The following is a 24,318-nucleotide window of genomic DNA, read 5'->3' as shown; positions in this document are numbered from 1 at the left end:
TGCGGCCCACCTCAGAAGGGCGGGGGCGGGTCGATGAGGGCTTCGCCGCGGCGGTGGGCGGTGTCTGCGGTCGACCCGGTCGACCCGGTCGTCTCCGGTGGGAGCGAGGGTGCGAGGTCGTCGGCCTGGTCGTCGTCGTCCTCGTTGTCCTGGTCGTCGTCGGCGGGGTCAAGGGCTTCGTGGGCGGGCAGGGGGCGGGGCCCGTCGCCGGGGTGGGGTGCGGGAAGCGGGTCGGGGAGCGGGTCGGTGATGCGGGGAGGTTCGACGGTGTGGCGGGCGCCGGCGCGGGTGGTGATGTGGAACCGGCCCGGGGAGGGCTGGGTGACCCGCCAGCCGCCCTCGTGTTTGGTGCGGTGGTGGTGGCGGCACCAGACCCCGCAGTTCCAGGACACGCTCGGGCCGCCGAGGGCGTGGTCGAGGGTGTGGTCGAGGTCGCTGGCATGGGCCGGGCGGCGGCAGCCCGGGGCCACGCAGTGGCGATCGCGGATGCGCACCCACCTGTCGACCTCGGCGCCGGGACGTCGCCGCCGGGCCTGCGCCGGCGTCGCGGCATGGTCGGGTGGACGACCGGGCGGCTGGTCGGGTGGGTGGTCGGCGGTGAGTCGGTGTTGCAGTTCGTGCAGCATCGGGGCCCACGTGTCGTGGTCGTCGGGGGCGAGGGCGGCCAGCAGCGTTGCCGGAGCCTGGAGCTCGACAATGGCGTTGCTGCCCGTCCCCCGCCGGCGTCCGGGCCGGTGGGGGCCGGCTGGTCGATCCGCCGACCGCGGGCGGCGGCGTGGGAGCAGGACCTGCAGCAGGCGGCCGTCGTCGTCGGTGAGCACCATCCGCCACTCGCTGCGGCGGTGACGCTCGAGCAACTCGCGGGCGGTGCCGGCGAGCACCGTGCCCCACCCCGGGATGTGGGCCGGCATGTCGTCGAGCCCGAGCGCGGTCGAGAGCCGCAGCCGGACCTCCACGATCCCTTCCCGCACCACACCCGCCCGAGGGTCCGCGCCCGAGATCAGCTCGCCGCCCTCGGCGTCGTCGCCCTCGTAACCCGGGCTGTCGTCGGCTCTGGCCGCGTCGTCATCCGCGGCACGACCGTCAGCGAGCGCATCGGCGGCGGGCGCATCGGCGGCGGGCGCATCGGCGGGCTCACGTTTGCCGGAGCCGCTGTCGTCGAGACCACCGGGGTCGCCGTCGCCGCCGTCACCACGGCCGGAGCCCGCAGGGCTGGGGCCACCGTCCTCGGGGCCACCGTCCTCGGGGCCACCGTCATCACCCGGGCCACCGTCCTCGGGGCCACCGTCCTCGGGGCCACCGGCGCCTCCCGCGGGAGCGGGAGCGTCATCGTCATCCGGGGCCTCGGCGCCGAGCTCGGCGACCAGCAGCGGCACCAGCTGCTCGTCGGTCAACCCCGCCGCGAACCCGTCGAGCAGCCGCTCGAACACCCGCCCCCGCAGCCACGCCATCCGCCGCGTCACACCACCCCGACGCACCGCCAACGCCAACGCATCCACCCGCGCCATGATCGCCACACCGCTGCTCATCGGCAGATCACAGCCCGACACGTTCGCCGTGCCCGACGGGTTCCGCGACGCCACCACCCGCAGCCGCTTCTCCGCCGCCCGCTCCCGGCGCGCCGCCCACTCCGGGTCCAGCGCCCCCGCCACCTCCTGCAACCGCGCGATCAACGCCCCCACCGGCAACCCCGGCGCCTCCGGCAACAACACCCGGCACACCTGGTGGGCGTGGTCGTCCGCCAGGTCGCGGGTCCACTCCGAGAACACCCGCGCCTTGGGCTCGTCGAGCTCCCCCGAGCCCATCGCCGCCGCCACCTCCACCAGCCGACGGTGCAGATCGTCGGCGAACTCCAGACACCGCCCCGCCATCGACCGCGACCACCCCAGCGCCGTCGACACCTCGTCACCGGAGAACTCGTCGACCAACGCCCGACGGGTCGTCGTGCCGTCCTCCGCCCGCCCGGCCTCGTGCACCGCGGTCAGGAACCGCGCCGCGGCCCGGTTCCGCGCCCGCGCGCACCCCCGCAGGTACTCGATCGACTCCGCACCGGCCAGGCACGTCGGATCGACCCCCTCCAACGCCGCCACCAGCACCGACCCCGGCGCGAGACCCTCCAACCCGGCGACACCACCGGGGGTCGGATCGAGGTCGATGCTCACACCAGGAACGCTAGACCCGACCCCCGACAACGAAGTCGATCATGACGCCGCGGCCGTGAGCCGATCGACCGTGACGGCGCGTGCGGCGACGGTGCGGTCACGACCGCCGAGACGGAGATGCGCGGTGGCGCCCTCGAGGACGAGGAACAGCTCCTCGGTCACGGTGGGGTCGGCGTCCGGCACGGCGTCGGCCACCAGCTCGGCGAGCCGCGCGAGGACGGCGTCCTTGTGCTCGCGCACCACGGTCATCCCGGGATGGTCGGCGGGCAGCTCGGCGGCGGCGTTGAGGAACGCGCAGCCGCGGCTGACGTCGAGATCCGGGTGGTCGAGGTAGGCGTCGAAGAGGACCAGCGGCCCGGGCTCGGGCGCCTGCGCGAGGCGCTGCTCGAGATGGGACCACCAGCGTTCGTGGCGGCGCCGCAGGTAGCTGACGATCAGGTTCGCCTTGGACCCGAAGCAGTCGTAGAGGGTCTTCTTGGTGACGCCGGCCGTGTCGGCGATCAGGGCGACGCCGACGGTGTTGATGCCGTCGCGGTAGAAGAGCTCGCTCGCCACGTCCAGCACTCGGGTGCCCGCCGGTGTCAACGCCTTCTCGTCCCGCACCACAGGCACTATACCGACCGGTGGGTTGACATCCCAGCCCACCGGGCACACGGTAGCTATACCGGTCGGGTTACTACGAGGGGTGCGGACATGACGTGCGTGGAGGCGACGACGAGGCCACCGTCGGTAGGACGGGTCGGGGCCGGACCGACCGGGGGCGGGCGGGCCGGGACGATGCCGCTGGCGCTGAGCGGCCTGCTGTTGATCGCGGTCTGCTACGGGCTGGCGCGGTTCGCGTACGGACTGTTCGTGCCGGTGTTCCGGACGGAGTTCGCGCTCGACGCCGCGACCGTCGGCGCCATCGCCTCGAGCAGCTACGTGGGCTACTGCGTCGCGATCGTCGCCGCGACCGCCGCGGCCGCCCGGTGGGGCGCGCGGGCGGTGGCGGTCGCCGCGGGTCTGTGCGCCGCCACCGGCACCGGGCTCATCGCGCTCGCCCCGACCACCGCCGTCCTCACCGTCGGCGTCGTGGTCGCCGGGTCGAGCACCGGCCTGGCGTCGCCACCGCTGGCCCAGGCCATCGCCCACCGGGTCCCGTCCGAGCGCGCGGACCGGGTGCAGACGGTGGTCAACGCCGGCACCGGGCTCGGGGTCCTCGTCTCCGGACCGGTCGCGCTGCTGCTGGCTGACACCTGGCGATGGGCCTGGGCGGCGTTCAGCCTCGCCGCCCTCGGCGTCACCGTCGCGGTGGCGGTCACGGTGCCGCGGGCGGTCGCCACCCGGCCCGCCGGCGGTGCGACCCCGCCCGCACGCCCGCGGGCGTGGCGACGGCGGCTCGGCACCGCCCGGATGCTGGCGGCCGCCCTGGTGTTCGGCGCCGGCAGCTCGGCGGTGTGGACCTTCGGCCGCGACGTCGTCAGCAGCGCCGGCGCGAGCGAGGTCGTCTCCACCGGCTCCTGGATCGTGCTCGGCGCGGCGGGTCTGCTCGGCGCCCTCGCCGGCGACGTGGTCGCCCGCCTCGGGCTCGCGCGGGCCTGGAGCGCGGCGATGCTGCTGGTCGCGGCGGCGACCCTGGCGCTCGGCCTGGCCGCCTCCACGGCCGTGGCGGTCTTCGCCGGCGCAGCGGTCTTCGGCGGCGTCTACATCGCCCTGAGCGGCATGCTGCTCCTGTGGGGCACGCGCGTCTTCCCGGACCGCCCGGTGCTCGGGGTGGGCGCCGCGTTCCTGCTCATCGCCCTCGGCCAGGCCTTGGGTGCCCCGCTGCTCGGCCTGCTGGCCGACCACCTCACCCTCGCGGGCGCGTTCCTCGCCGCGGCGGCCCTCCTCGTCCTCGGCGCGACGGTGCGTCCGCGCCCCGAGCACCGCTGACCCGACTCACGTCCCCGTCACCGCCCAGGCCTCGCCCCGGACCCGCAGCCCGACGGCCACGGCGCGGGCGACGATGAACAGCGACAGGCCCGCCCAGATGCCGGCGAGCCCCCAGTCGAGCACCAGCGAGAGCCAGATCGTCGGCAGGAACGCGCCGAGCGCGGAGCCGACGGTGATCCGGCGCAGGTAGGCCGCGTCGCCGGCGCCGAGCAGCACCCCGTCGAGCGCGAAGACGTAGGCGGCGATCGGCTGGAGCGCGACGAAGAACCACCAGGCCTGCGGCACGACGTCTCGCACCGCGGGGTCGGGGGTGAACACGCCCGGCAGCACCCCCGCGGTCGCCGCGAACACCAGACCGGCCACGACGCCCAGCACCAGGCCGTAGCGGGTGACCCGCCCGCTCACGCGCCGCGCGACCCCCACCGACGCCGCCCCGAGCGCCGCGCCCACCAGCGACTGCGCCGCGATGGCCAGCGCGTCGAGGACGGTGACCATGAACGTCCAGAGCTGCAGCACGATCTGGTGGGCCGCCACCGACGGGGCCCCGAAGCGCGCCGCGACGGCCGTCGCCGACAGGAAGCAGGCCTGGAACGCGGCGCTGCGCAGCAGCAGGTCGCGGCCGAGCCCGAACTGCGCCCGCATGTCGGCGAGGCGCGGACGCAGCGAGACGCGCTCGAGCACCAGCGCGCCGACGAACAGCAGGCCCACCGTCGCCTGCGCCCCGACGTTCGCCCACGCCGAGCCCTCCAGCCCCAGGGCCGGGAACGGGCCGATCCCGTACACCAGCAGCGGGCACAGCACCGCCGAGAGCCCGTTGCCGGCGAGCACCACGACGATCGGGCGGCGCGTGTACTGCACCCCGCGCATCCACCCGTGGCCGGCGAGCGCGACGAGGATGCCCGGCGCGCCCCACACCGCGATCCGCAGCCAGCCGGTGGCGGCGTCGCTGACCGCTCCCCCGCCGCCGAGCAGGTCGGCCACCCAGGGCGCCGCGAGCCAGACGACCGCCACCACGAGCAGCCCGACCAGCACCGCGATCCACGTCGCCGCCACCCCCTCGGCGACGGCGGCGGCCCGGTTCCCGGCGCCGTGGTGGCGCGCGGCACGCGCGGTGGTGCCGTAGGCGAGGAACGTGCCCAGGCTCGCCACCTGGGCCAGCACGACCCCGCCGACGGCGAGACCCGCCAGCGGGACCGCGCCCAGGTGCCCGACGACGGCGGTGTCGACCAGCAGGTAGAGCGGCTCGGCGACCAGCACCACCAGCGCCGACGACGCCAGCGCGAGGACCCGCCGCGCCCCGGGGTCGGTGTCGGGAGGAGCCGTGGTCATCCCAGCAGGGGGGCGTCGGCGAGCGCGCGCCGCACCCGCTCGAGGATCGTGGGGGCGTCGCCGTCGAGGGTGAAGCCGGAGGACACGCGGTGCCCCCCGCCCCCCAGCGCGGAGGCCGCGGTAGCGACGTCGATGCCGCCCTTGGAGCGCATGCTGGCGGTCCACCTCTGTTCGCCGACCTGCTTGAGCACGACGGCGACCTCGGCCTCGGCGGTCGTGCGCAGGACGTCGATGACGCTCTCGACCTCCTCCTGCCGGACGCTGTCGACGTGCTCGCGCTCGACCAGGGCGTGCACGAGCCCGAGCCCGCGCGCCTCCCCGGCCTCGAGGCGGGCGGTCGCCAGAACCGCCGACAGCATCGCGAGCCAGGAGAACGGGTGGGTGTCGAGCAGCGGGCGCGTCACGGCCTCGGCGTCGACGCCCGCGACGAGCAGGCGGGCGGCCATCGCGTGGGTGTCGGGCGACGCCGCCCGGAAGTTGCGGGTGTCGGTGACCAGGCCCGCGTAGAGGCAGCGGGCGGTCGGCAGGTCGACGGGCGCGCCCATGGCGTCGAGCAGGTGCAGCACCATGACGGCGGTGGCCTCGGCCCGCGGGTCGACGTAGTAGTGGGTGCCGAAGCCGGTGTTGGACACGTGGTGGTCGATCACCAGGGTCGTGCCCGCCGTGGCGGCGCGGTCGGCGAGCGGGCCGAGACGGTCGACGCTGCCGGTGTCGAGGACGACGAGCAGCTCGGGCGCGGCCACGACCTCGTCGGCCGTGACCACGAGCCCGGCCACGTCGAGGTCGCGCAACGACTCGGCGGGACGCGCGGGCGCGCCGAACGACACCTGGACCTCGGCACCGGCGCGGTGCAGCGCGAGCCCGAGGGCCAGCGCGCTGCCGAGCGCGTCGGCGTCCGGGTTGACGTGGGCGAGCAGCACCACCTGGCGGGCCGCGATGAGCACGCCCACCGCCTCCTCGAGACGGACGGGCCGGCTCGCGCCGCCCTCGCGCGCGTCCTCGACGACCGCCATCGCCGGCCTGTCCCTTCGCGTCCCCGCTCAGCCCGTCGGGCGGGACGGCTCCTCGTCGCCGACCGGGACGTCGTCGAGGTCGTCCTCGTCGTCGCCGTCCTCGCGGGGCTTGCGGTACGGGTCGGCCTCGCCGGCGTAGGAGGCGCCGACGGCGAGCGTCGCGACCTCGGCGTCGGCCTGGCGGACGCCCTCGAGCACCTCGTCGAGGCGGGCGGCGCCCTCGGGGATCACGTCGGGGACGAACTCCAGGGTCGGCGTGAACCGCACCCCGGTCTGGCGACCGACGGCGCTGCGCACGACGCCCTTGGCGCTGGCCAGGGCGGCGGCCGACCCGGTGCGTTCCTGCTCGCCGCCGTAGACGGTGTAGTACACCGTGGCGTCGCGGAGGTCCGGGGTGATGCGGGTGTCGGTGATCGTCACCATCGCCAGGCGCGGGTCCTTGACCTCGTGCTCCAGCGTGGAGGCGACGATCTGGGAGATCCGCTTGGCGAGCCTGCGGGCCCGTGGCGCGTCGGCCATGGCGGGGGCTCCTTCTCGTGGAGTGGGTCAGTCGTCGTGCGGGCCCAGCCAGCGGGTCCGCGCGGAGAGCACCTGGAACTCGGGGTGGGCGGCCACCAGGCGCTCGCAGTGGTCGAGCACGTCGGTGACGTGCCCGGGGTCGGCCGCCACCGCCGCGACCCCGATGAGGGCGCGGCGGTGCAGGTCGAGATGGCCGGCCTCGGCGACCGAGACGGCGTACCGGCGCTTGAGCTCGGCCACGACGGGCCGGACCACCGAGCGCTTCTGCTTGATCGAGCCGACCTCCCCGAGGAGCAGGTCGAGCTCGAGCGCACCCACGTACACCTTGGCCTCCGGCCTTGGTGAGTGGTTGTCCGTGCCGCGAAGGCACGGACAACCACTCACGAGCGCTCAGCGCACCTACTCGCGGGGCTTCTCCCGCATCTCGTAGGTCATGATCTTGTCGTCGACCTTGATGTCGTTGAACGACCCGAGCGTGAGACCACACTCGTAGCCGTCGCGGACCTCGGTCGCGTCGTCCTTGAACCTCTTCAGCGAGCTGATGGTGAGGTTCTCGGCGATCACGGCACCGTCGCGCACCAGGCGGGCCTTCGCGTTGCGGCGGATGATCCCGTCGGTCACGAGGCAACCGGCGATCGTGCCCACCTTCGAGGAGCGGAAGACATCGCGGATCTCCGCGGTGCCGAGCTCGACCTCCTCGTAGATCGGCTTGAGCATGCCCTTGAGGGCCTGCTCGATCTCGTCGATGGCCTGGTAGATCACCGAGTAGTAGCGGATGTCGACGCCCTCGCGGGTCGCCAGCTCCGTGGCCTTGCCCTCGGCCCGGACGTTGAAGCCCAGGACGATGACGTCGGAGGCAATCGCGAGGTTGATGTCGCCCTCGGTGATCGCACCGACGCCGCGGTGCAGCACCCGCAGCTGGACCTCCTCGCCCACGTCGATCTTCATGAGCGCGTCCTCGAGAGCCTCGACGGTTCCCGAGTTGTCACCCTTGATGATCAGGTTGAGCTCGTTGGTCTCCTTCAGCGCCGCATCGAGGTCCTCGAGGCTGACGCGCTTGCGACGGCTCGCCAGCTGGGCGTTGCGCTCGCGGGCACGACGGCGGTCGGCGATCTGGCGCGCCACGCGGTCCTCGTCGACGACGAGGAACGTGTCGCCCGCGCCCGGCACCGACGTGAACCCGATGACCTGCACCGGGCGGGAGGGCAGCGCCTCCTTCACGTCCTCGCCGAACTCGTCGAGCATCCGTCGCACACGGCCCGAGGCGTCGCCGGCGACGACCGAGTCGCCGACGCGCAGCGTGCCGCGCTGCACCAGCACCGTGGCCACCGGGCCGCGGCCGCGGTCGAGGTGCGCCTCGATCGCGACACCCTGGGCCTCCATGTCCGGGTTGGCCCGGAGGTCCAGCGACGCGTCCGCGGTGAGCAGCACGGCCTCGAGGAGGCCGTCGATGTTGATGTTCTGCCGCGCGGAGATGTCGACGAACATCGTGTCGCCACCGAACTCCTCGGCGACGAGGTTGTACTCGGTGAGCTGCTGCCGGATCTTGGCCGGGTTCGCGCCCTCCTTGTCGATCTTGTTGACCGCCACCACGATCGGCACGTCGGCCGCCTGCGCGTGGTTGATCGCCTCGATCGTCTGGGGCATGACGCCGTCGTCGGCTGCGACCACGATCACCGCGATGTCCGTGGACTTCGCGCCTCGGGCACGCATGGCGGTGAACGCCTCGTGACCCGGGGTGTCGATGAAGGTGATCTTCCGCTCGACGCCCTCGAGCTCGGTGTCGACCTGGTACGCGCCGATGTGCTGGGTGATGCCACCCGCCTCGCCCTCGGCCACCTTCGTCTTGCGGATGGTGTCGAGGAGGCGCGTCTTGCCGTGGTCGACGTGACCCATGACCGTGACGACCGGCGGGCGGGCCTCGAGGTCCTCGTCGTCGCCGTCGTCCGACCCGTAGGTCAGCGAGAACGACTCGAGCAGCTCGCGGTCCTCCTCCTCGGGGGAGACGACCTGGACGTCGTAGTTCATCTCGCCGCCGAGCAGCTCGAGGACGTCGTCGGACACCGACTGGGTGGCCGTGACCATCTCACCGAGGTGGAACAGCACCTGCACGAGCGACGCCGGGTTCGCGTCGATCTTCTCCGCGAAGTCGGTCAGCGAGGCACCACGCGGGAGCCGGACCGTCTCGCCCTTGCCCTTCGGCAGGCGGACGCCGCCGACCGAGGGGGCCTGCATGTTGTCGAATTCCTGACGCTTCTGACGCTTCGACTTGCGTCCACGACGGACCGGTCCACCGGCGCGCCCGAAGGCACCCGCGGCACCGCCGCCACGACCACGGCCACCGGGACCACCGGGACGGCCACCGCCGCCACCGGGGCGGAAACCGCCACCGGCCGGGGCACCGCCGCCACCGCCACCGGGACGGAAGCCACCGCCGCCGCCACCGGGACCGCCGCGGCCGGGAGGGCCACCGCGGCCGCCGCCGGGACCGCCCGGACGGGCGCCACCGGGGCCGCCACGACCGGGAGGACCGGCCGGACGGGCCGGCATCATGCCGGGGTTCGGACGCGGGGGCATGTTGCCGGGCGTCGCGCTGCCGCCACCGGGACGGGGCGGACGGTCGGCCGCGGCCGGACGCTCGCCGTCGCGCGGCGGGCGCGGCGCGGGCGCGTCGCCGTCACGCGGCGGACGCGGACCCTGACCCGGCGCCTGGCCGGGTGCCTGACCCGGGGCCTGCCCGGGCTGCTGCTGACGCTGCGGACGCGGCGGGGCACCGGAGCCCACGCCGAAGGGGTTGTTGCCGACGCGCGGCGACTTGGGGCCGGGCTTCGGCGCCGCCGGACGGGGCGGCACGGTCGACGCGTCCCCGCCGGCCTGGCTGTCGGCCGCCGCCGCGGCGGGGCGCTGCTGCTGCGGGCCGGGGCGGTTGCCGCCCTGACGCTGGTCGCCGCCGCCGCCCTGACGATCTCCGCCGGGACGCGGGATACCACCCGGACGCGGGCGGTCGCCGCCCGTGGGACGGGGCGCGCTCTGCTCCGAGGTGCCGGACGTACCGGCCGTGCCCGTGCTCGCCGCCGCGGCCGGAGCCTCGGGAGCGGCGGGCGCCGGCGTCTCGGCGGCCGCCGGAGCGGCGTCGGGCCGCGGTCCGGGGGTCGCGCCGGGGCGCGGAGCGGGGGGGCCGGGGCGCGGGGCGCCGCCGTTGCCGCCACCCGAGGACCCGGCGCCGGGGCGCGGGCCGGGCGTGGCACCGGGGCGCGGTGCGCCGCCGGTCGACCCCGAGGAGTCGCCGGAGGGGCCGGGACGCGGTCCGCCGCCGGGGCGGGGGCCGGGCGCGGCGCCCGGTCGGGGCCGACGGCTACCGCCGCCGTTGCCGCCACCGGACATGGAGTCGCGCAGCTTGCGCGCGACCGGGGCCTCGACCGTCGAGGACGCCGACTTGACGAACTCGCCGAGAGACTCGAGCTGTGTGAGTACCTGCTTGCTGGTGACGCCGAGCTCCTTAGCGAGCTCGTGCACCCGGGCCTTGCCTGCCACTGATCTCCTCATCCTCGAGGTCAGCGGGGGCCCGCGACCTCGTGTCTACGCCTGTGCCTTCATCGGAAGGGCTTCACGGCTGGCTCATGGGGGTCGACCTGCTTCCTCATCCGCACGCGACGGTCGTCGCGGTGGTCGTGCAACCCGGTGGGAGTGGCGCCGGGGTCCGGGTCGAGCAGTGCGTGCAGGGCCCCGGTGTCGAGCGGCCCCGGGACGCGCAGCGCCCTGGGGAACGCCGATCGGCGCTCCGCGCGGTGCAGGCAGCTCGTCTCGGGGTGCACCCACGCACCTCGACCGGGCTTCCGACGCCGCGGGTCGGGATCGACGATCCCGTCCGCGGCCACCACTCGTAGGAGTTCCGACGCCGAGACCCGCTGACGACATCCGAGACAGGTGCGCACCGGCCCGAGATCATCACCCCGACGATCACGATCCGGCGCCACCCCACGGCTGGGCTCGCGGGTTCGGGCCACCGGTCACTCTACCGCGCCACTCGAGGAGGACTCGACCCCGCCACCGGGGACACCGAGGGCGTCCCGCGGATCACCGGTCGGAGCAGCGTCGGGGCCGTCCACCGAGCGGGGTGTCTCCTCCGGGGCCGTGTCCTCCGGGTGGTCCTCCGGGGGCGCCTCCGCGTCGGACCGGATGTCGATCCGCCATCCGGTGAGTCGCGCGGCCAGACGGGCGTTCTGCCCCTCCTTGCCGATGGCGAGGGAGAGCTGGAAGTCCGGCACGACGACCCGGGCGGTGCGCGCCTTGAGGTCGACCACCGTCACCGACACGACCTTCGACGGGGAGAGGGCGTTGCCGACGTACTCGGCCGGGTCCTCCGCCCAGTCGATGATGTCGATCTTCTCGCCGTTGAGCTCGCTCATCACGCCGCGCACCCGCGCGCCCATCGGGCCGATGCACGCGCCCTTCGCGCCGAGGCCCGGCACGGTCGACCGCACGGCGATCTTGGAGCGGTGACCGGCCTCCCGGGCCACCGAGACGATCTCGACGTGGCCGGCGGCGATCTCGGGCACCTCGAAGGCGAAGAGCCGGCGCACGAGGTTCGGGTGCGTGCGCGAGAGGGTCACCTGCACGCCCCGCGCCCCGCGGACCACGCCGACGACGTAGCACCGCAGGCGCGCGCCGTGCTCGTAGCGCTCGCCGGGCACCTGCTCGGCGGCGGGCAGCACGCCCTCGATGGAGCCGATCTCGACGACGACGACGCCGCGGGCGTTGGCCCGCGCGTCCCGCTGGACGACGCCGGCGACGACCTCGCCCTCCTTGGCGGAGAACTCGCCGAACGTCCGCTCGTGCTCGGCGTCGCGCAGCCGCTGGACCACCACCTGGCGCGCGGTCGCCGCGGCGATCCGGCCGAAGCCCTCGGGGGTGTCGTCGTACTCGCCGAGCGTCTCGCCGTCCTCGCCGGTCTCCGGGACGAGCACGCTGACCTCGCCGCTCTTGCGGTCCACCTCGACCCGGGCCTTCGGGTGCTCGCCGCCGTTCTGCTTGTAGGCGGTCAGCAGAGCGGTCTCGATCGCGGAGAGCACGGTCTCGAACGGGATCTCCTTGTCCCGCTCGATGGCGCGCAGCGCGGCGATGTCGACCTTCACGGCCGTCCTCCCTGTCCGTGCGTCTCCGCACCCTGTCCCGAACCCTGCTCCAGCGCGGCCGCCACCAGGGCGTCCACCTCGGACGACGGTGCCGGCTTGAACTCGACCTCCACGACGGCCTGCCGGACCTCGGCCAGCGGGAGCCGGTGCAGCACCGGCCCGCGCGGCGTGCCCTCCGCCAGGGTCACCGTCGCAGCGGCTCCCTCGCCCTCGTCCCCGCCGTCGGTCCCGTCGACCGGACCCACGCGCGCGGTGAGCGTGCCGCCGCCGGTGCGCGTCACCGCCACCCGGCGCAGCCAGGCCCGCCGCCAGTGGTGCGGGCGGGTGAGCGGTCGGTCGGTGCCCGGCGTCGTCACCTCGAGCGTGTACTCGCCGTCCGGGGCCGCGATCGTGCCGCCGCTCTCCGTCTTGTCGCCCTCCGTCTTCTCGGATTCGTCCAGCACGCGGGACAGCTCGCGGCTGACGCCGGCGACGGCGTCGAGGTCCGGGCCGGGCGCCGGCGGGTCGTGCGGACCGGGCACCTCGGCGGTGTCCACCACGACGCGCACGACCTGGCGGCGCCCGGCCGGGCGCACCTCCAGGTCGTCGAGCACGAAGCCGGCGGCCTCGACCACGTCGACGACGGCCGGGCGCAGGCGCTCGGCGGCCTGCGCGGGGGACGTCCCAGGGGACAACGGTGCTCCTCACGGGCGGGGCCCGCCGCGGCGCCGGTGACTCTCGTGCGCGGCGTGGGCGGGCGGGAACGGGGCGGCGCCCGGGAAGCGGGCGCGCAGTGGTTCAGCCTAGCGCTCACCCTCCGGACCTCCCCCGGCCGCGGCGGCGCGGCGGGACCCGTGACGCGGGGCGGCTGGCAGACTGGCCCGTCGTGGTCGTCCCCGTCGTCACCCCCGCCCGAGCCCGCACCGGGACACCCCGCCGTGCGGTGCTCCGGGGTGCGGGTGCGCTCGCCGGGCTCCTCACCGGAGTGACTGCGGCCGGGACCCTCGCGGGGTGCGCCCGGCCCGAGGGTCCCGACCCCCTCGAGGAGCCCCTCGCCGCGGCGCGCGACGACGCCGTCACGGCCGCCGCGGCCGCCGCCGCGTACCCCGAGCTCGCCGGCCGTCTCACCCCGCTGTCCCGCGCCCGCCGGGCCCACGCCGACGCCCTCGCCGCCGAGATCCGCCGCGCGCGCCCCGACCGGACGGCGACCGTCGACGCCGCCGCGGGCGCCACCCCCGCGCCGGCCCGCCCGGCCGCGAGCGCGGCCGCCGCGGTGACCGCGCTGCGGCGCTCGCTGGGGACCGCCCGCGACGGCGCCGGGGCCCTCGCCCTGACCGTGGAGCCGTCCCGCTGCGGCCTGCTGACCTCCGTCGCGGCCAGCTGCGCGGGCCACGTGACGGTGCTGGGGTGACGGCGGGATGACACAACCTCTCGACGACGGTGACCTCCGGGAGATGCTGCTCACCGCGCTGGGCACCGAGCACGCCGCGATCTGGGTGTACGGGCTGGTGTCGGCGTTCCTGCCCGCCTCGACGGCGACCGGCCTGGCCGCCGCCTCGCTGGCCCACCGGGAACGCCGCGACGCGGTGGTCGCCCTGCTCGCCCGCGACGGGATCGCCGCACCCCCCGCCGCCGCGGCCTACCGCCCGCCCTCTCCGGTCACCGACGCCGCGTCGGCGGCCGGGCTCGCGGCCGTGGCCGAGGACGACGTCGCGGCGGCCTGGCGGGCCGTCGCCGAGCGCACGGAGGCCGCGACCGGCGGCGAGCTGCGCCGGCTCGCGCTCGGGGCGGTGACCGCGGCCGCGACGGTGTCGGTCACCTGGCGCGACCTGGCTGGGCGGACCCCGCTCGTCGCCCCGTTCCCCGGGGACGGTTCGGAGACCTGAGCCCGGTCAGCGCAGGGCGAGCCCCGCGCGGGAGATGCGGTCGAGGGCGTCGCCGTCGGTGAATCCGGGGTCGATGCCGTCGGCCTCCGCCACCGCCACGCGGTCGCCCAGCTGGGCCGAGGCGTAGCCCTGGCCGGTGAGCTGCTCGGGGGCGCCGGGGTAGCCGCGCTGCTCGCGCAGGAGGTCGCTGATGTTGCCCGTCCCGTTGCTGTCGACCAGCGAGCGGAACGCGCCCGCCGTGGTCGTGTCGGGCATCTGGACGGTCGCCACCGCCACGACGACGTCGCGGCCCTCGGCGTTCGCCGACCACAGGGAGCGGTCGAGGTGCAGGCAGCCGCGCTCGCGCAGGAACGCCGCCGCCTGGCCGTAGGCGTGGCCCTCGCAGGACGTGTCGGTGGTCGCGACCTCGCGGGTGAAGGTGATGCCGTCCACGGTGCGCGTGGCCGCGGGGTCGGGCTCGCCGCCGCCCCCGGTGGCCGCGCGGCCCACGAGGAACGCGAGGCCGAGCGCGACCAGGAAGGCCGCGACGGCGGCGAGGGTGAGACCGCGCCAGCCCCAGACCCAGTCGGGCAGCGCGCCGCCGTAGCGCCCCCGCGCCGCGCGTCCGGCGCGGCGCGGCGCGGCGAGCAGCCCGCCGATCGCCCCGCCCGGGCGCGGGCCGGAGGATCCGGAGAGCGACGACTCGGAGGGGGCGACGGACGTGGCCGGCGACGACGGGAGCCGCCCGGTGGCCGGCAGCGGCGTCCGCGCCGCGGGGACCGGCGAGGGCGAGTCGGAGGGGACGGGCACGGGCGTGGTCTCGGGCGAGGCGCCCGCCTGCAGGGCCGGTGTCTCGGGGGCGAGGAAGCCCGCCTCGGCGAGGCGCGCGGTGTCGGGTACGTGGTCGCCCAGCCGGAACGCGAGGAGCAGGCGGCGCAGGTCCTCGACGTCGATCACCCGGAACGAGCCGACCGGCGCCTTGAGCGCCGCGCGGGCGGCGCCGGCCCCGGCGTCCACGTCGTCCTCGCCGAGCGTGCCGAGGACACGGCGGGGCGCGGCGCACGGCGGGTCGGACAGGCCCAGGAGGCGGTCGAGCTCGTCGGCGGCCTGGCGGGCCGAGGGCCCGGAGCCGATGTCGAGCGACGGCGCCGAGGCGGTGGGGTCGGCGACGCGCGGCCCGCGCCCGCCGCCGGCCACGACGGCCTCGCGGACGTTCTCGCGCTCGCCCGCGGTCAGCGGGGCGAGGCCCAGCACGCCGTCGGGACGCAGCACCACGGCGTCGAGCACGCCGTCGGCCCCGCCGGGCAGCGCCACGACGAGACCGGGCACCCGCGCGCCCGGTGAGCCCTCCTCGAGCAGGGCGCGCACACGCGAGACCCGCTCCGGAGCGATACCGAGGCGCGGATCGGGAGCCAGCACCAGCATCCGATCCTCCACGTTCGGGGGACATGGACCGTGCTCAACGTAGCCGAGAGGGTCACGTTCCGATCACGACCCCTAGGTCGGCGCGTCGCTCACTGAGACGAACGGCCGTCAACGCGACAGACGGCGCCGCTCTCCCAGTCGAGCCACGAACGGGACAGCGACGCGCGCCATCCCCGGCAACGCCGCCGAGGAACGCTGCAGGGCAGCGCGCCAGCCGGGAACGGTACGCAACGCCCGTCGCCCTCCGAGCATGCCCATCGCCGCGTCGACGACCTCGTCCACCGACAGCAGGCGGGTGCCGGTGAACAGCAGCGCCGAGCTCGGCCGGTGCGCGACCTTGCTGACCAGCGAGGTGTCGACGACGTCGGGGCACAGCGCCCGCACCCGGACCGGCCGGCGCGCCGAGGCCAGCTCGATGTCGAGGGCCTGGGTGTAGCTCAGCGCCGCGGCCTTGCTCGCACCGTAGGTGGCGAAGCCCGGCGTCGGCCCGAGCCCGGAGAGCGAGACGATGTTGAGGATGTCGCCGCGGCGCATGACGTCCACCGCCGCGCGCGAGCCGTGCACCGTGCCGAGGGTGTTGACCTCGAAGGTCGCGGTGACCTCGTCGTCGGTCGCCTCCCAGGCCGGGGCGGTCGACAGCACGCCGGCGTTGTTCACCCAGACCGTGACGTCGCCGAGCCCCGCCGCCGCGAGCGCCACGGCGCGGTGGGCCGAGGCGTCGCGGACGTCGAGCGGCATCGCCGTCGCCGGGCCGTCGAGGGCCTCGGCGGTCGCCTGCGCCGCGGCCGCGTCCACGTCGGTGACGACGAGGTGGTGACCGCGCGCCGAGAGCGCGGCGGCGATCCCCGCCCCGATCCCGCGGCCCGCGCCGGTCACGACCGCGACGGCCACTCGTCCTTGTCCGGAATCGGGGTGCACGGCGGGCATTCTGGCCCCTCCGCACGCGCGCCCGGAGGCCCCTACCCTCGCCCGGGTGTACAGCGAGGAGATCGAGATCCGGACCGGCGAGCGGGAGACCGTCCGCGACATCACCGGGGAGTGCCGCAGGTTCGTCGAGGGGGCCGGGTCGTCCGACGGTCTGCTGCACGTCTTCGTCCCCCACGCGACGGCCGGGGTGGCGATCATCGAGACCGGCGCGGGCAGCGACGGCGACCTCCTGACCCAGCTCCGGGAGCTGCTGCCCGCCGACGACCGCTGGTCGCACCGCCACGGCTCGCCCGGCCACGGCCGCGACCACGTCCTGCCCGCCCTGGTCGCGCCCTCGATGTCCGTGCCGGTGCTCGGCGGCGCGCTGACCCTGGGCACCTGGCAGTCGGTGTGCCTCGTCGACACCAACACCGACAACCCCACCCGCAGGGTCCGCCTGAGCCTGCTGGCGGGTTAATCCCCGCAGATCTCGGCGAGCCCCTCGGGGCTCGTGGCGTGGTCGAGCGCCAGCGCCGCGGCCCCGCGCAGGGCCCCGTCGTCGCCGTGCACCGCGTCGAGCACGGGCACCGGGTCGGCGCGCCGGAAGGCCATGAGCGCGCGCTCGTAGGCCTCGTCGAACGCCGGTGACGCGCGCAGGCCGCGCGCCAGCCCGCCGAGCACGACGACGTCGGGGTCGTGGACGTGCACCAGGCCGGCCACGCCCCGGGCCAGGTGGGCGGCCACGGCACCGACGGAGGCCACCGCGTCCTCCTCGCCGCTCGCGGCCCGCGTGAGCACCGCCTCGGCGTAGGAGCGGGGGTCCTCGGGCGCCGGCGCGCCCAGGTGGCGGGCGAGCGCCCGGCCGTCGACCTCCGGGCCCCAGCACCCCGTCGCCCCGCACGGGCACGGGCGCGCCGGGTCGCCGAAGGGGAGGTGGCCGTACTCCCCCGCCGCGCCGTGCGCCCCCAGGTGCGGGCGGCCGTCGAGCAGCAGCGCCCCGCCGAGCCCGACCTCGACGGTGAGGTAGAGCGCCGTGCCCGCACCGGCCGCCGCGCCGGTGCGGGCCTCGGCCACGCCGGCGAACGTCGCGTCGTTGCCGACCTGCAGCGGCACCGGGTCGGGGCCGAGCGCTGCGGTGACCGAGCCGAGGTCGACGGCGTCCCAGGCCAGCTCGGTGGCCCGCACGAGGCCGTCGTCGGACACCGGCGCGGGGGCGGCGAGGCCGACCGCCACGACGCGGTGTCCCCGGGCGACCTCGGCGACGGCGGCCCGCAGGGTGTCCGCGACGGCCGAGGGGTCGCGGCCGTGGCGGGCGCCGACGACGTCGGTGACCTCGCCGTCGAGGCCCGCGAGGCCCACCCGCCAGTCCTCGTGGCGCACGTCCACCGCGACCACGCGCGGGCCGTCGGGGCAGGCATCGAGACAGGTGGTGGGACGCCCGCGGCCCTGGACCGGTGCGCGGCACTCGGTGATCCAGCCGGCCTCCCGCAGGCGCCCGACGGTCTCGGTGACCGACGCGCTGGACAGCGAGAGGCGGCGCGCGAGCTCGACGCGGGTCAGGCCCGGCGAGCGCCGGACCTCGGCGAGCACCTCCGCCTTCGTGCGCCACCGGTCCACCCGGGCGCGACCCGGCTCACGTCCGGTCTCCGTTGACGCGGTCATGGGGACGATTATGCTCGGATAGCGAGAATATTCAACGTGCAGGAAGGAACCTCCGTGACGCTGCAGCCTGCGGTGCTCGACCGGCCGGTCCCCGGGACCGCCGAGACCGCCGAGACCTTCGCGGCCGTGCTGCTGGACATGGACGGCACCCTGGTCGACTCGGACGCCGCCGTCGAGCGCTCCTGGCGCTCCTGGGCGCGCCGCTGGGACGCCGACCCGGACGCGGTGCTCGACGTCATGACCGGTCACCCCGCGGAGAGCACGGTCCGCCGGGTCCGCCCCGACCTCGACGAGGCCCGGGTCGCCGAAGCCACCCGCGACCACCTCGAGCACGAGTACGTCGACCTCGCCGACGTCGTCGCCGCCCCCGGCGCGCACGAGCTGATCGACCGCCTCGAGGCCACGTTCATGCCCTGGGCGGTCGTGACCAGCGCCGACACGCGGCTCGCCCGGGCTCGGCTCGACGCCGCCGGACTCCGGTTCCCGGTGCTCGTCCCCCGCGACCTGGTGACCCACGGCAAGCCGGACCCCGAGGGCTACCTCCGGGCCGCCGACTTCCTGGGCGTCGACATCACCGAGTGCCTCGTCGTCGAGGACTCCGCCGTCGGCGTCGAGGCCGGCCGTGCCGCCGGCGCGACCGTCGCCGGCCTGCGCGGCGAGCCCGCCGACCTGGCCGTCGCCACCCTCCACGACGTCGTGCCCCTGATCCCCCGGGAGGTGACCGCGTGACCCCGCCCACCGCCACCGAGACGCCCGCGATCGTCCGGCAGGAGGAGCGCCCGACGCGCCTCTCCCGCGTCCCCGCCGGCGTGAGCCTGGCCGCGCTGGCCCTGGGCGGGCTCGCGATCGGCACCACCGAGTTCGCCAGCATGGGCGTGCTGCCCGGCTTCGCGTCCGACCTCGGGGTCTCGGTGCCGACCGCCGGCATCGCCATCAGCGCCTACGCGCTCGGCGTGGTCGTCGGCGCCCCGCTGATCACGCTCATCGGGGCCCGCTGGCCGCGCAAGCAGATGGTGGTCGTGCTGGCCGTCGCCCTCGTCGTCTTCAACGCGCTGTCGGCGATCGCGCCGTCCTTCCTGCCCTTCGTGGGCCTGCGCTTCCTCTCCGGGTTGCCGCACGGCGCCTACTTCGGGGCCGCCGCCGTCCTCGGGTCGGCCCTCGTGGCCCCGGAGAAGCGCGCCCGGGCCCTCGCGACCGTGATGCTCGGGCTGACCATCGCCAACATCATCGGCGTGCCCGCTGCCACGTGGTTGGGCGAGATGTTCGGCTGGCGCAGCGCCTACGTCGCCGTCACGGTCGTCGCCCTGATCACCGTGCTCGCCGTCGTCACCCTCGTGCCCAGCCCGGCCGGGGACCACGGCGGCAGCTTGGGCGGCGAGCTCACCGCGCTGCGCAGGCCCCAGGTCTGGCTGACCCTCGGCGTCATCGCCGCCGGCTTCGGCGGCCTGTTCGCGGTGTACAGCTACATCAGCCCGATCCTGACCAACCAGGCCGGGGTCGCGCCGACGACCATCCCGCTGCTGCTCGGCGCCCTCGGCGTCGGCATGACGATCGGCAACATCGCCGGCGGCCGCTTCGCCGAGAAGGCCCCGCGGGCGACGATCGCGATCGCCCTCGTCACCTACGCGGCCGTGCTGGTCGCCTTCACGATGGCCGCGCACAACGCGGTCACCGCGACGATCGGGCTCTTCGCGCTCGGGTTCGTGGGTCTGTCGGCCGGGCCGGCGCTGATGGGCCGGCTCATCGACTTCGCCGCCGAGGGCCCGTCACTGGCTGCCGCGAGCTTCCACTCGGCGTTCAACGTCGCCAACGCGGTGGGCGCGGCGCTGGGCGGCCTCGTGCTCGCGGCGGGCCTGGGCTACGACGCCCCGGCCGCGGTGGGCGCGGTGCTGCCGCTGATCGGTCTCGGCGTGCTCGCGATCTCCGTCGCGCTGGAGCGGCGGGCGGCCGCCCCGTCGCCGGCCTGATCAGCGGGTCAGTTCCCCGACGACCTCGTCGACCGGGACCTCGCGGCGCTCGCCCGAGGCCCGGTCGGTGACCTCGACGACCCCGTTCGCCAGGCCCCGCCCGACGGTCAGGGTGGTCGGCATCCCGAGCAGCTCGGCGTCGGCGAACTTCACGCCCGGCGAGGCCTTGCGGTCGTCGAGCAGCACCTCGAGGCCCGCGTCGGCGAGCTCCGTCGCGATCCGGTCGGCCGCCTCGGCCTGGGCCGGGTCCTTGCCGGCGATGACGAGGTGCACGGCGTACGGCGCGACCTCCGCCGGCCACACCAGGCCCTTGTCGTCGGCGTGCTGCTCGGTGATCGCCGCGACCGCGCGGGTGACGCCGACGCCGTAGGAGCCCATGGTGATCGTGGTCGGCTTGCCGTCCGCGCCCTGGACGGACAGCCCGAGCGCCTCGGCGTACTTGCGGCCGAGCTGGAAGATGTGGCCCATCTCGATGCCCCGCGCGGCGACCAGCGGGCCGCCGCCGTCGGGCGAGGGGTCGCCCTCGCGCACCTCGGCGGCCTCGATCGTGCCGTCGGGGGTGAAGTCGCGGCCGGCGACGAGGTCGACGACGTGGCGCCCGGGCTCGTCGGCACCCGTGACCCACGCGGTGCCGGTGACGATCCGGGGATCGACGACGTAGCGCACGCCGTTCTTCGCGAGCCCGACCGGCCCGATGTAGCCCTTGGTGAGGAAGGGGTTCGCGGCGAAGTCCGCGTCCTCGAGCAGCGCGACCTCCGCCGGCGACACCGACGCCTCGAGGCGCTTCATGTCCACCTCGCGGTCGCCGGGGACGCCGACCCCGAGCAGCGTCCACTCCGTCGACCCGGGCAGGCGCGTCTTGACCATGACGTTCTTGAGGGTGTCGGCGGCGGTGAAGGTGCGACCCAGCCCCAGGCCGTTGACGTGCGCGACCAGCGTGTCGATCGTCGGCGTGTCCGGGGTGTCGTACACGACCGCCTCGGGCTCGTCCTCGGTCGACTGCTCCGGCGGCGCGGGGGTCGTCACGGCCTCGACGTTGGCGGCGTAGCCCGTGGCGGGCGCGCGCACGTAGGTGTCCTCGCCCGACGCGCAGGGCGCGAGGAACTCCTCGGACGCCGAGCCACCCATCGCCCCCGACATCGCCGAGACGATCTGCACCTCGAGCCCGAGTCGCGCGAAGATCCGCTGGTAGGCCTCGCGGTGCGCGTCGTAGGACGCCTGCAGGGCCTCGTCGGAGAGGTCGAACGAGTACGAGTCCTTCATCGTGAACTCGCGCCCGCGCAGGATGCCCGCCCGCGGGCGCTCCTCGTCGCGGTACTTGGTCTGGACCTGGTAGAGGATCACCGGGAAGTCGCGGTAGGAGCTCGTCTCCCCCTTGACCATGAGGGTGAACATCTCCTCGTGCGTGGGGCCGAGGAGGTAGTCGGCCTTCTTGCGGTCCTTGAGGCGGAAGAGCGCGTCGCCGTACTCGGTCCAGCGTCCGGTCGCCTCGTAGGGCTCCTTGGGCAGCAGCGCCGGGAAGTGCACCTCCTGGCCGCCGATCCCGTCCATCTCCTCGCGGATGATGGCCTCGACCCGGGCCAGCACCTTCATGCCCAGCGGCAACCACGAGTAGATGCCCGGAGCGACGCGGCGGACGTACCCGGCGCGCACGAGCAGCTTGTGGCTGATCACCTCGGCGTCGGCCGGGTCCTCGCGCAGCGTGTGCAGGAACAGACCCGACATTCGTGTGACGCCTCGTGCCATGGACCGAGCGTAACGACGCGCGGGAAGAGGGTTGCGCCCGGCGCTGATGGTCGCGGGACGATCACGGCGTGGACCACGAGGCCGCCCGCGCGCTGATCGCCGACGAGCCCCACTACGAGATCACCTTCGGCGAGGGACGGACGTGCTCGCTGTGCGGGGCGAACGTCCTGGGCCCCGACCGGGACCGCCACACCCGCTGGCACCGGGCGCTCGCCGAGGTGCTGGGCCTGGGGTGGACGGACCTGTCGACGCGACCCGTGGACCGCGCCCTCGCCGACGCCGTCGACGCCGTCGTGCACCCGAGGGGCTGGGCGAAGGTCTCGCGGTTCGTCGCAGCGCAGCCGGGCTGGCGGGTGGTGTCCTCGGTGCCGGTCGGCGGCGACGCGACCCTCCTGATCGGCGCCCCGGGCGTGGTGGTGGCGCACGCGGTCGAGGGTGCGCGCGCCGACGTCCGGGCCGGCGTCCTGCGCGTCGACGGTCACCTCACCGGCCACGTCGACGAGCTGCGCGCGGCCGTCGCCGGGGTGCGCACGGTGCTCGCTGACCGCGGCGGGCTCCCCGTGACCGGGGTGCTCGTGGTGCTCGGCACCCTCGAGGGCGGCGACCCCGACCCGCCCGACATCCTCGCCGCCGCGGCGTCCGCCCTGCCCGAGCGGCTGGCGCTGCTGCCGGCGACGCTCGAGTTCGGCGAGGTGGACGTCCTGTGGGACCGCGTCCGTCGGTCGACGACCTGGCGGGGGTGAGCTCGGGGGTCCTGACTCCTCGCCGGGCGACGCTTCGGTTTTCGAAGTGTCGTGCTGTCGCGACGCTGTGCCCGGGGTCCGGGTACGCGGCCGGCGCTCGACTCCCTCCCGGACGACGCTTCGATTCCCGAAGCGTCGTGCTGTGGTGGCGCCGTGCCCGGGCTCCGGGACCGCGCCCGGCGCTCGACTCCCTCCCGGGCGACGCTTCGATTTCCGAAGCGTCGTGCTGTGGTGGCGCCCTGGTCGGGCTCCGGGTCCGCGCCCGGCGCTCGACTCCCTGCCGAGCGATGCTTCGGTTTCCGAAGTGTCGTGCTGTCGCGACGCTGTGCCCGGGCTCCGGGTACGCCCGGCGCTCGACTGCCTCCCGGACGACGCTTCGATTTCCGAAGCGTCCGGCGAGGGTGGCGCTGATCGCTCCGGGTGCTCCGGCGAGCCGACGTCATCGGCTCGCAGGAGCACCTGCGGCGATCTGGGTGTCGTCAGCGGTAGAGGACGACGTCCGGGGCCGGGTCGGCGGCCAACAGCTCGGTGGGCGACGGGCCACCGGGCGGGAGGACCACCGCGCGCGGTGCTGACGCCTGCGCCCCGTCGGTGGCGACGACGGCGAGCTCGGACGGGGCGCTGGTCGCGGTGCCGGGGACGACGACGAGCTTCTGCGGCAGGTTGCCGGTGCGTACGACGTCGGCGAGCCATGCGGTCACGGCGCCGAGCTCCTCGGGCGCGAGCGGCGGGGAATCGAGGGCGAGCCCGACGTCGGGCTCGCGCAGCAGGCGCTCCCAGGGCTCGAGGGCGTCGCGGACGGCGGTCGGTCCGGTGGGCACGGCGAGGACCAGGAGCTGGCGGTGGGCCCGGGTGAGTGCGAGCCGCTGCCACGCCGCCGGGGTGTCGGCGACGTCGCGCACCGGCAGCTCCAGGGCCGGCAGGACCTCGCGGTCGCGGGTGCCGAACGGGACGGCGACGGCGTCGAGACGATCTGCGCTCGCCTCGCTCGGGCCGCTACCCGGGGCCTCGCGCAGGACGACCACCCGCTGCGCGGGCAGGATCATCGATCCGCCCCGAGGAAGCTCGACGGGCGGGCCGGCAACCGCGGCCACCGGTGCGGCCGCGATGATCGGCGGGGGCTCCGGCGCCGGCCCGACCCCGAGCGCACTGGCGAGCCCGAGCACCAGGGCGATGAGCCGCGGGATGATCCACACGGCCGCCACCGCGAGGAACGCGATCAGGAAGATCGCGAGTACCCGCCGGCGGCGACGCTTCCGGTTCGCCTTCGACGCCGCGCGCGCCGCGGCCTCGCGGGCCGCCGCCTCGCGCGCCAGCGGCGGCGGGACGGTCTCGGCACCGGGCAGCGTCGACACGAGGTCCTGCGCCTCGGTCTCCTCGCGCTCGCGGCGCTCGCGTTCGGCCTGCTCGCGGGCCTCGCGTTCGGCAGTCTCGCGGGCTTCGCGTTCGCGGGCTTCGCGTTCGGCCTGTTCGCGGGCCTGCTGCTCCGCGGCCTCCCGCGCTTCGCGGTCGGCCTGCTCACGGGCCTCGCGCTCCGCGGTCTCCCGCGCCTCGCGCTCGGCCTGCTCACGGGCCTCGCGCTCCGCGGTCTCCCGCGCCTCGCGCTCGGCGGTCTCGCGGGCCTGACGTTCCGCGGTCTCGCGCGCCTCGCGCTCCGCGGTCTCCCGCGCCTCGCGCTCGGCCTGCTCACGCGCCTCGCGCTCCGCGGTCTCCCGCGCCTCGCGCTCGGCGTGCTCACGCGCCTGACGCTCGGCGGTCTCGCGGGCCTCGCGGTCGGCGGTCTCGCGGGCCTCGCGGTCGGCGGTCTCGCGCGCCTCGCGGCCGTCGTCCTCGATCGAGGCGCGCGGGTCGGGGGCGACGGTGACCTCGTCCGGGCCACCCCACGCGTCGTTGTCCTCCTCGGACTCGACACGGCGCCACCACCGGGTGCCGACACCCATGAGGCCACCTCCCCTC

At 75.7% G+C, this 24,318-nt stretch carries 22 protein-coding genes; 7 read left to right on the top strand and 15 right to left on the bottom strand.

Annotation, left to right across the window (positions count from 1 at the left end; translation table 11 throughout):
- Positions 1-11: 11 nt before the first annotated feature.
- Positions 12-2,162: an HNH endonuclease signature motif containing protein gene (locus PH191_RS04880; protein WP_274193469.1), complete on the bottom strand. Its 2,151-nt coding sequence runs from the start codon at positions 2,160-2,162 to the stop codon at positions 12-14.
- Between the two features lie 39 nt (positions 2,163-2,201).
- Positions 2,202-2,765, bottom strand: a complete 564-nt coding sequence (locus PH191_RS04875; RefSeq protein ID WP_274193468.1) for a TetR/AcrR family transcriptional regulator — start codon at positions 2,763-2,765, stop codon at positions 2,202-2,204.
- 174 nt (positions 2,766-2,939) lie between these two features.
- Between PH191_RS04875 and PH191_RS04870 the strand changes: the two genes are divergently transcribed.
- A complete protein-coding gene (locus tag PH191_RS04870) occupies positions 2,940-4,073 on the top strand; it encodes an MFS transporter (RefSeq protein ID WP_274193467.1) in 1,134 nt (377 codons plus the stop codon).
- A gap of 6 nt (positions 4,074-4,079) precedes the next feature.
- Here PH191_RS04870 and PH191_RS04865 read toward each other — a convergent pair whose 3' ends face one another.
- From PH191_RS04865 to PH191_RS04830, 8 genes are all read right to left on the bottom strand, one after another.
- Entirely contained in the window at positions 4,080-5,402 is a 1,323-nt protein-coding gene (locus PH191_RS04865) for an MATE family efflux transporter (protein ID WP_274193466.1), read from the bottom strand.
- Entirely contained in the window at positions 5,399-6,415 is a 1,017-nt protein-coding gene (locus PH191_RS04860; protein WP_274193465.1) for a DHH family phosphoesterase, read from the bottom strand. Before PH191_RS04860 ends, PH191_RS04865 begins: the two co-directional genes overlap by 4 nt.
- Positions 6,416-6,442: 27 nt before the next feature.
- Positions 6,443-6,934: a 30S ribosome-binding factor RbfA gene (gene rbfA, locus PH191_RS04855; RefSeq protein WP_274189129.1), complete on the bottom strand. Its 492-nt coding sequence runs from the start codon at positions 6,932-6,934 to the stop codon at positions 6,443-6,445.
- A gap of 27 nt (positions 6,935-6,961) precedes the next feature.
- The gene (locus PH191_RS04850) at positions 6,962-7,258 is read right to left on the bottom strand and encodes a DUF503 domain-containing protein (RefSeq protein WP_274189128.1); all 297 of its coding nucleotides are present in this window, start codon (positions 7,256-7,258) and stop codon (positions 6,962-6,964) included.
- Positions 7,259-7,333: 75 nt separating this feature from the next.
- Positions 7,334-10,468 (bottom strand): translation initiation factor IF-2, encoded by a 3,135-nt coding sequence (gene infB, locus PH191_RS04845; protein ID WP_274193464.1) that lies wholly within the window; start codon positions 10,466-10,468, stop codon positions 7,334-7,336.
- 59 nt (positions 10,469-10,527) lie between these two features.
- The gene (locus PH191_RS04840) at positions 10,528-10,812 is read right to left on the bottom strand and encodes a YlxR family protein (protein WP_420791747.1); all 285 of its coding nucleotides are present in this window, start codon (positions 10,810-10,812) and stop codon (positions 10,528-10,530) included.
- Between the two features lie 132 nt (positions 10,813-10,944).
- Positions 10,945-12,069 carry a transcription termination factor NusA gene (nusA, locus tag PH191_RS04835; RefSeq protein ID WP_274193463.1) on the bottom strand — a complete coding sequence of 375 codons (1,125 nt, stop codon included), beginning with the start codon at positions 12,067-12,069 and terminating at the stop codon, positions 10,945-10,947.
- Positions 12,066-12,743 (bottom strand): ribosome maturation factor RimP, encoded by a 678-nt coding sequence (locus PH191_RS04830; RefSeq protein WP_274193462.1) that lies wholly within the window; start codon positions 12,741-12,743, stop codon positions 12,066-12,068. Before PH191_RS04830 ends, nusA begins: the two co-directional genes overlap by 4 nt.
- Before the next feature lie 191 nt (positions 12,744-12,934).
- Here PH191_RS04830 and PH191_RS04825 point away from each other — a divergent pair, with 191 nt between their 5' ends.
- Complete coding sequence (locus PH191_RS04825) at positions 12,935-13,459, top strand: hypothetical protein (RefSeq protein WP_274193461.1); 525 nt, start codon at positions 12,935-12,937, stop codon at positions 13,457-13,459.
- 7 nt (positions 13,460-13,466) lie between these two features.
- A complete protein-coding gene (locus PH191_RS04820) occupies positions 13,467-13,934 on the top strand; it encodes a DUF4439 domain-containing protein (RefSeq protein WP_274193460.1) in 468 nt (155 codons plus the stop codon).
- A 6-nt stretch (positions 13,935-13,940) separates the two neighbouring features.
- Here PH191_RS04820 and PH191_RS04815 read toward each other — a convergent pair whose 3' ends face one another.
- Both PH191_RS04815 and PH191_RS04810 read right to left on the bottom strand, forming a co-directional pair.
- The gene (locus tag PH191_RS04815; RefSeq protein WP_274193459.1) at positions 13,941-15,338 is read right to left on the bottom strand and encodes a hypothetical protein; all 1,398 of its coding nucleotides are present in this window, start codon (positions 15,336-15,338) and stop codon (positions 13,941-13,943) included.
- A 108-nt stretch (positions 15,339-15,446) separates the two neighbouring features.
- The gene (locus PH191_RS04810) at positions 15,447-16,229 is read right to left on the bottom strand and encodes an SDR family NAD(P)-dependent oxidoreductase (RefSeq protein ID WP_274193458.1); all 783 of its coding nucleotides are present in this window, start codon (positions 16,227-16,229) and stop codon (positions 15,447-15,449) included.
- Positions 16,230-16,311: 82 nt separating this feature from the next.
- Between PH191_RS04810 and PH191_RS04805 the strand changes: the two genes are divergently transcribed.
- The gene (locus tag PH191_RS04805) at positions 16,312-16,722 is read left to right on the top strand and encodes a secondary thiamine-phosphate synthase enzyme YjbQ (RefSeq protein ID WP_274193457.1); all 411 of its coding nucleotides are present in this window, start codon (positions 16,312-16,314) and stop codon (positions 16,720-16,722) included.
- Here PH191_RS04805 and PH191_RS04800 read toward each other — a convergent pair.
- Complete coding sequence (locus tag PH191_RS04800) at positions 16,719-17,906, bottom strand: ROK family transcriptional regulator (protein ID WP_274193456.1); 1,188 nt, start codon at positions 17,904-17,906, stop codon at positions 16,719-16,721. The genes PH191_RS04805 and PH191_RS04800 overlap by 4 nt on opposite strands.
- Positions 17,907-17,960: 54 nt before the next feature.
- Here PH191_RS04800 and PH191_RS04795 point away from each other — a divergent pair, with 54 nt between their 5' ends.
- Complete coding sequence (locus PH191_RS04795) at positions 17,961-18,635, top strand: HAD-IA family hydrolase (protein WP_274193455.1); 675 nt, start codon at positions 17,961-17,963, stop codon at positions 18,633-18,635.
- A complete protein-coding gene (locus tag PH191_RS04790; RefSeq protein WP_274193454.1) occupies positions 18,632-19,873 on the top strand; it encodes an MFS transporter in 1,242 nt (413 codons plus the stop codon). The genes PH191_RS04795 and PH191_RS04790 overlap by 4 nt, the downstream gene beginning before the upstream one ends.
- On the opposite strand, the gene PH191_RS04785 is transcribed toward PH191_RS04790, so the two are convergent.
- Positions 19,874-21,598 carry a proline--tRNA ligase gene (locus PH191_RS04785; RefSeq protein ID WP_274193453.1) on the bottom strand — a complete coding sequence of 575 codons (1,725 nt, stop codon included), beginning with the start codon at positions 21,596-21,598 and terminating at the stop codon, positions 19,874-19,876. It lies immediately after the preceding gene.
- 89 nt (positions 21,599-21,687) lie between these two features.
- On the opposite strand from PH191_RS04785, the gene PH191_RS04780 reads away from it, so the two are divergent.
- Positions 21,688-22,362, top strand: a complete 675-nt coding sequence (locus PH191_RS04780; protein WP_274193452.1) for a hypothetical protein — start codon at positions 21,688-21,690, stop codon at positions 22,360-22,362.
- 479 nt (positions 22,363-22,841) lie between these two features.
- Here the strand turns inward: PH191_RS04780 and PH191_RS04775 are convergent, their stop codons facing one another.
- The gene (locus PH191_RS04775; protein ID WP_274193451.1) at positions 22,842-24,302 is read right to left on the bottom strand and encodes a hypothetical protein; all 1,461 of its coding nucleotides are present in this window, start codon (positions 24,300-24,302) and stop codon (positions 22,842-22,844) included.
- Positions 24,303-24,318: the final 16 nt, after the last annotated feature.

The organism is Actinomycetospora callitridis (genome assembly GCF_028737265.1).
Classification (GTDB): Bacteria; Actinomycetota; Actinomycetes; order Mycobacteriales; family Pseudonocardiaceae; genus Actinomycetospora; species Actinomycetospora callitridis.
Note: the sequence above shows the minus strand (reverse complement) of the source record. Positions and strands in the feature narration are given on the sequence as shown.

Bases quoted from the DNA above. Each gene is read 5' to 3' on its own strand.
- PH191_RS04785 (WP_274193453.1), bottom strand. From the start codon at position 21,598: ATGTCGGGTCTGTTCCTGCACACGCTGCGCGAGGACCCGGCCGACGCC.
- PH191_RS04775 (WP_274193451.1), bottom strand. From the start codon at position 24,302: ATGGGTGTCGGCACCCGGTGGTGGCGCCGTGTCGAGTCCGAGGAGGAC.
- PH191_RS04815 (WP_274193459.1), bottom strand. From the start codon at position 15,338: ATGCTGGTGCTGGCTCCCGATCCGCGCCTCGGTATCGCTCCGGAGCGG.
- PH191_RS04820 (WP_274193460.1), top strand. From the start codon at position 13,467: ATGACACAACCTCTCGACGACGGTGACCTCCGGGAGATGCTGCTCACC.
- rbfA (WP_274189129.1), bottom strand. From the start codon at position 6,934: ATGGCCGACGCGCCACGGGCCCGCAGGCTCGCCAAGCGGATCTCCCAG.
- PH191_RS04870 (WP_274193467.1), top strand. From the start codon at position 2,940: ATGCCGCTGGCGCTGAGCGGCCTGCTGTTGATCGCGGTCTGCTACGGG.
- PH191_RS04800 (WP_274193456.1), bottom strand. From the start codon at position 17,906: ATGACCGCGTCAACGGAGACCGGACGTGAGCCGGGTCGCGCCCGGGTG.
- PH191_RS04865 (WP_274193466.1), bottom strand. From the start codon at position 5,402: ATGACCACGGCTCCTCCCGACACCGACCCCGGGGCGCGGCGGGTCCTC.
- PH191_RS04860 (WP_274193465.1), bottom strand. From the start codon at position 6,415: ATGGCGGTCGTCGAGGACGCGCGCGAGGGCGGCGCGAGCCGGCCCGTC.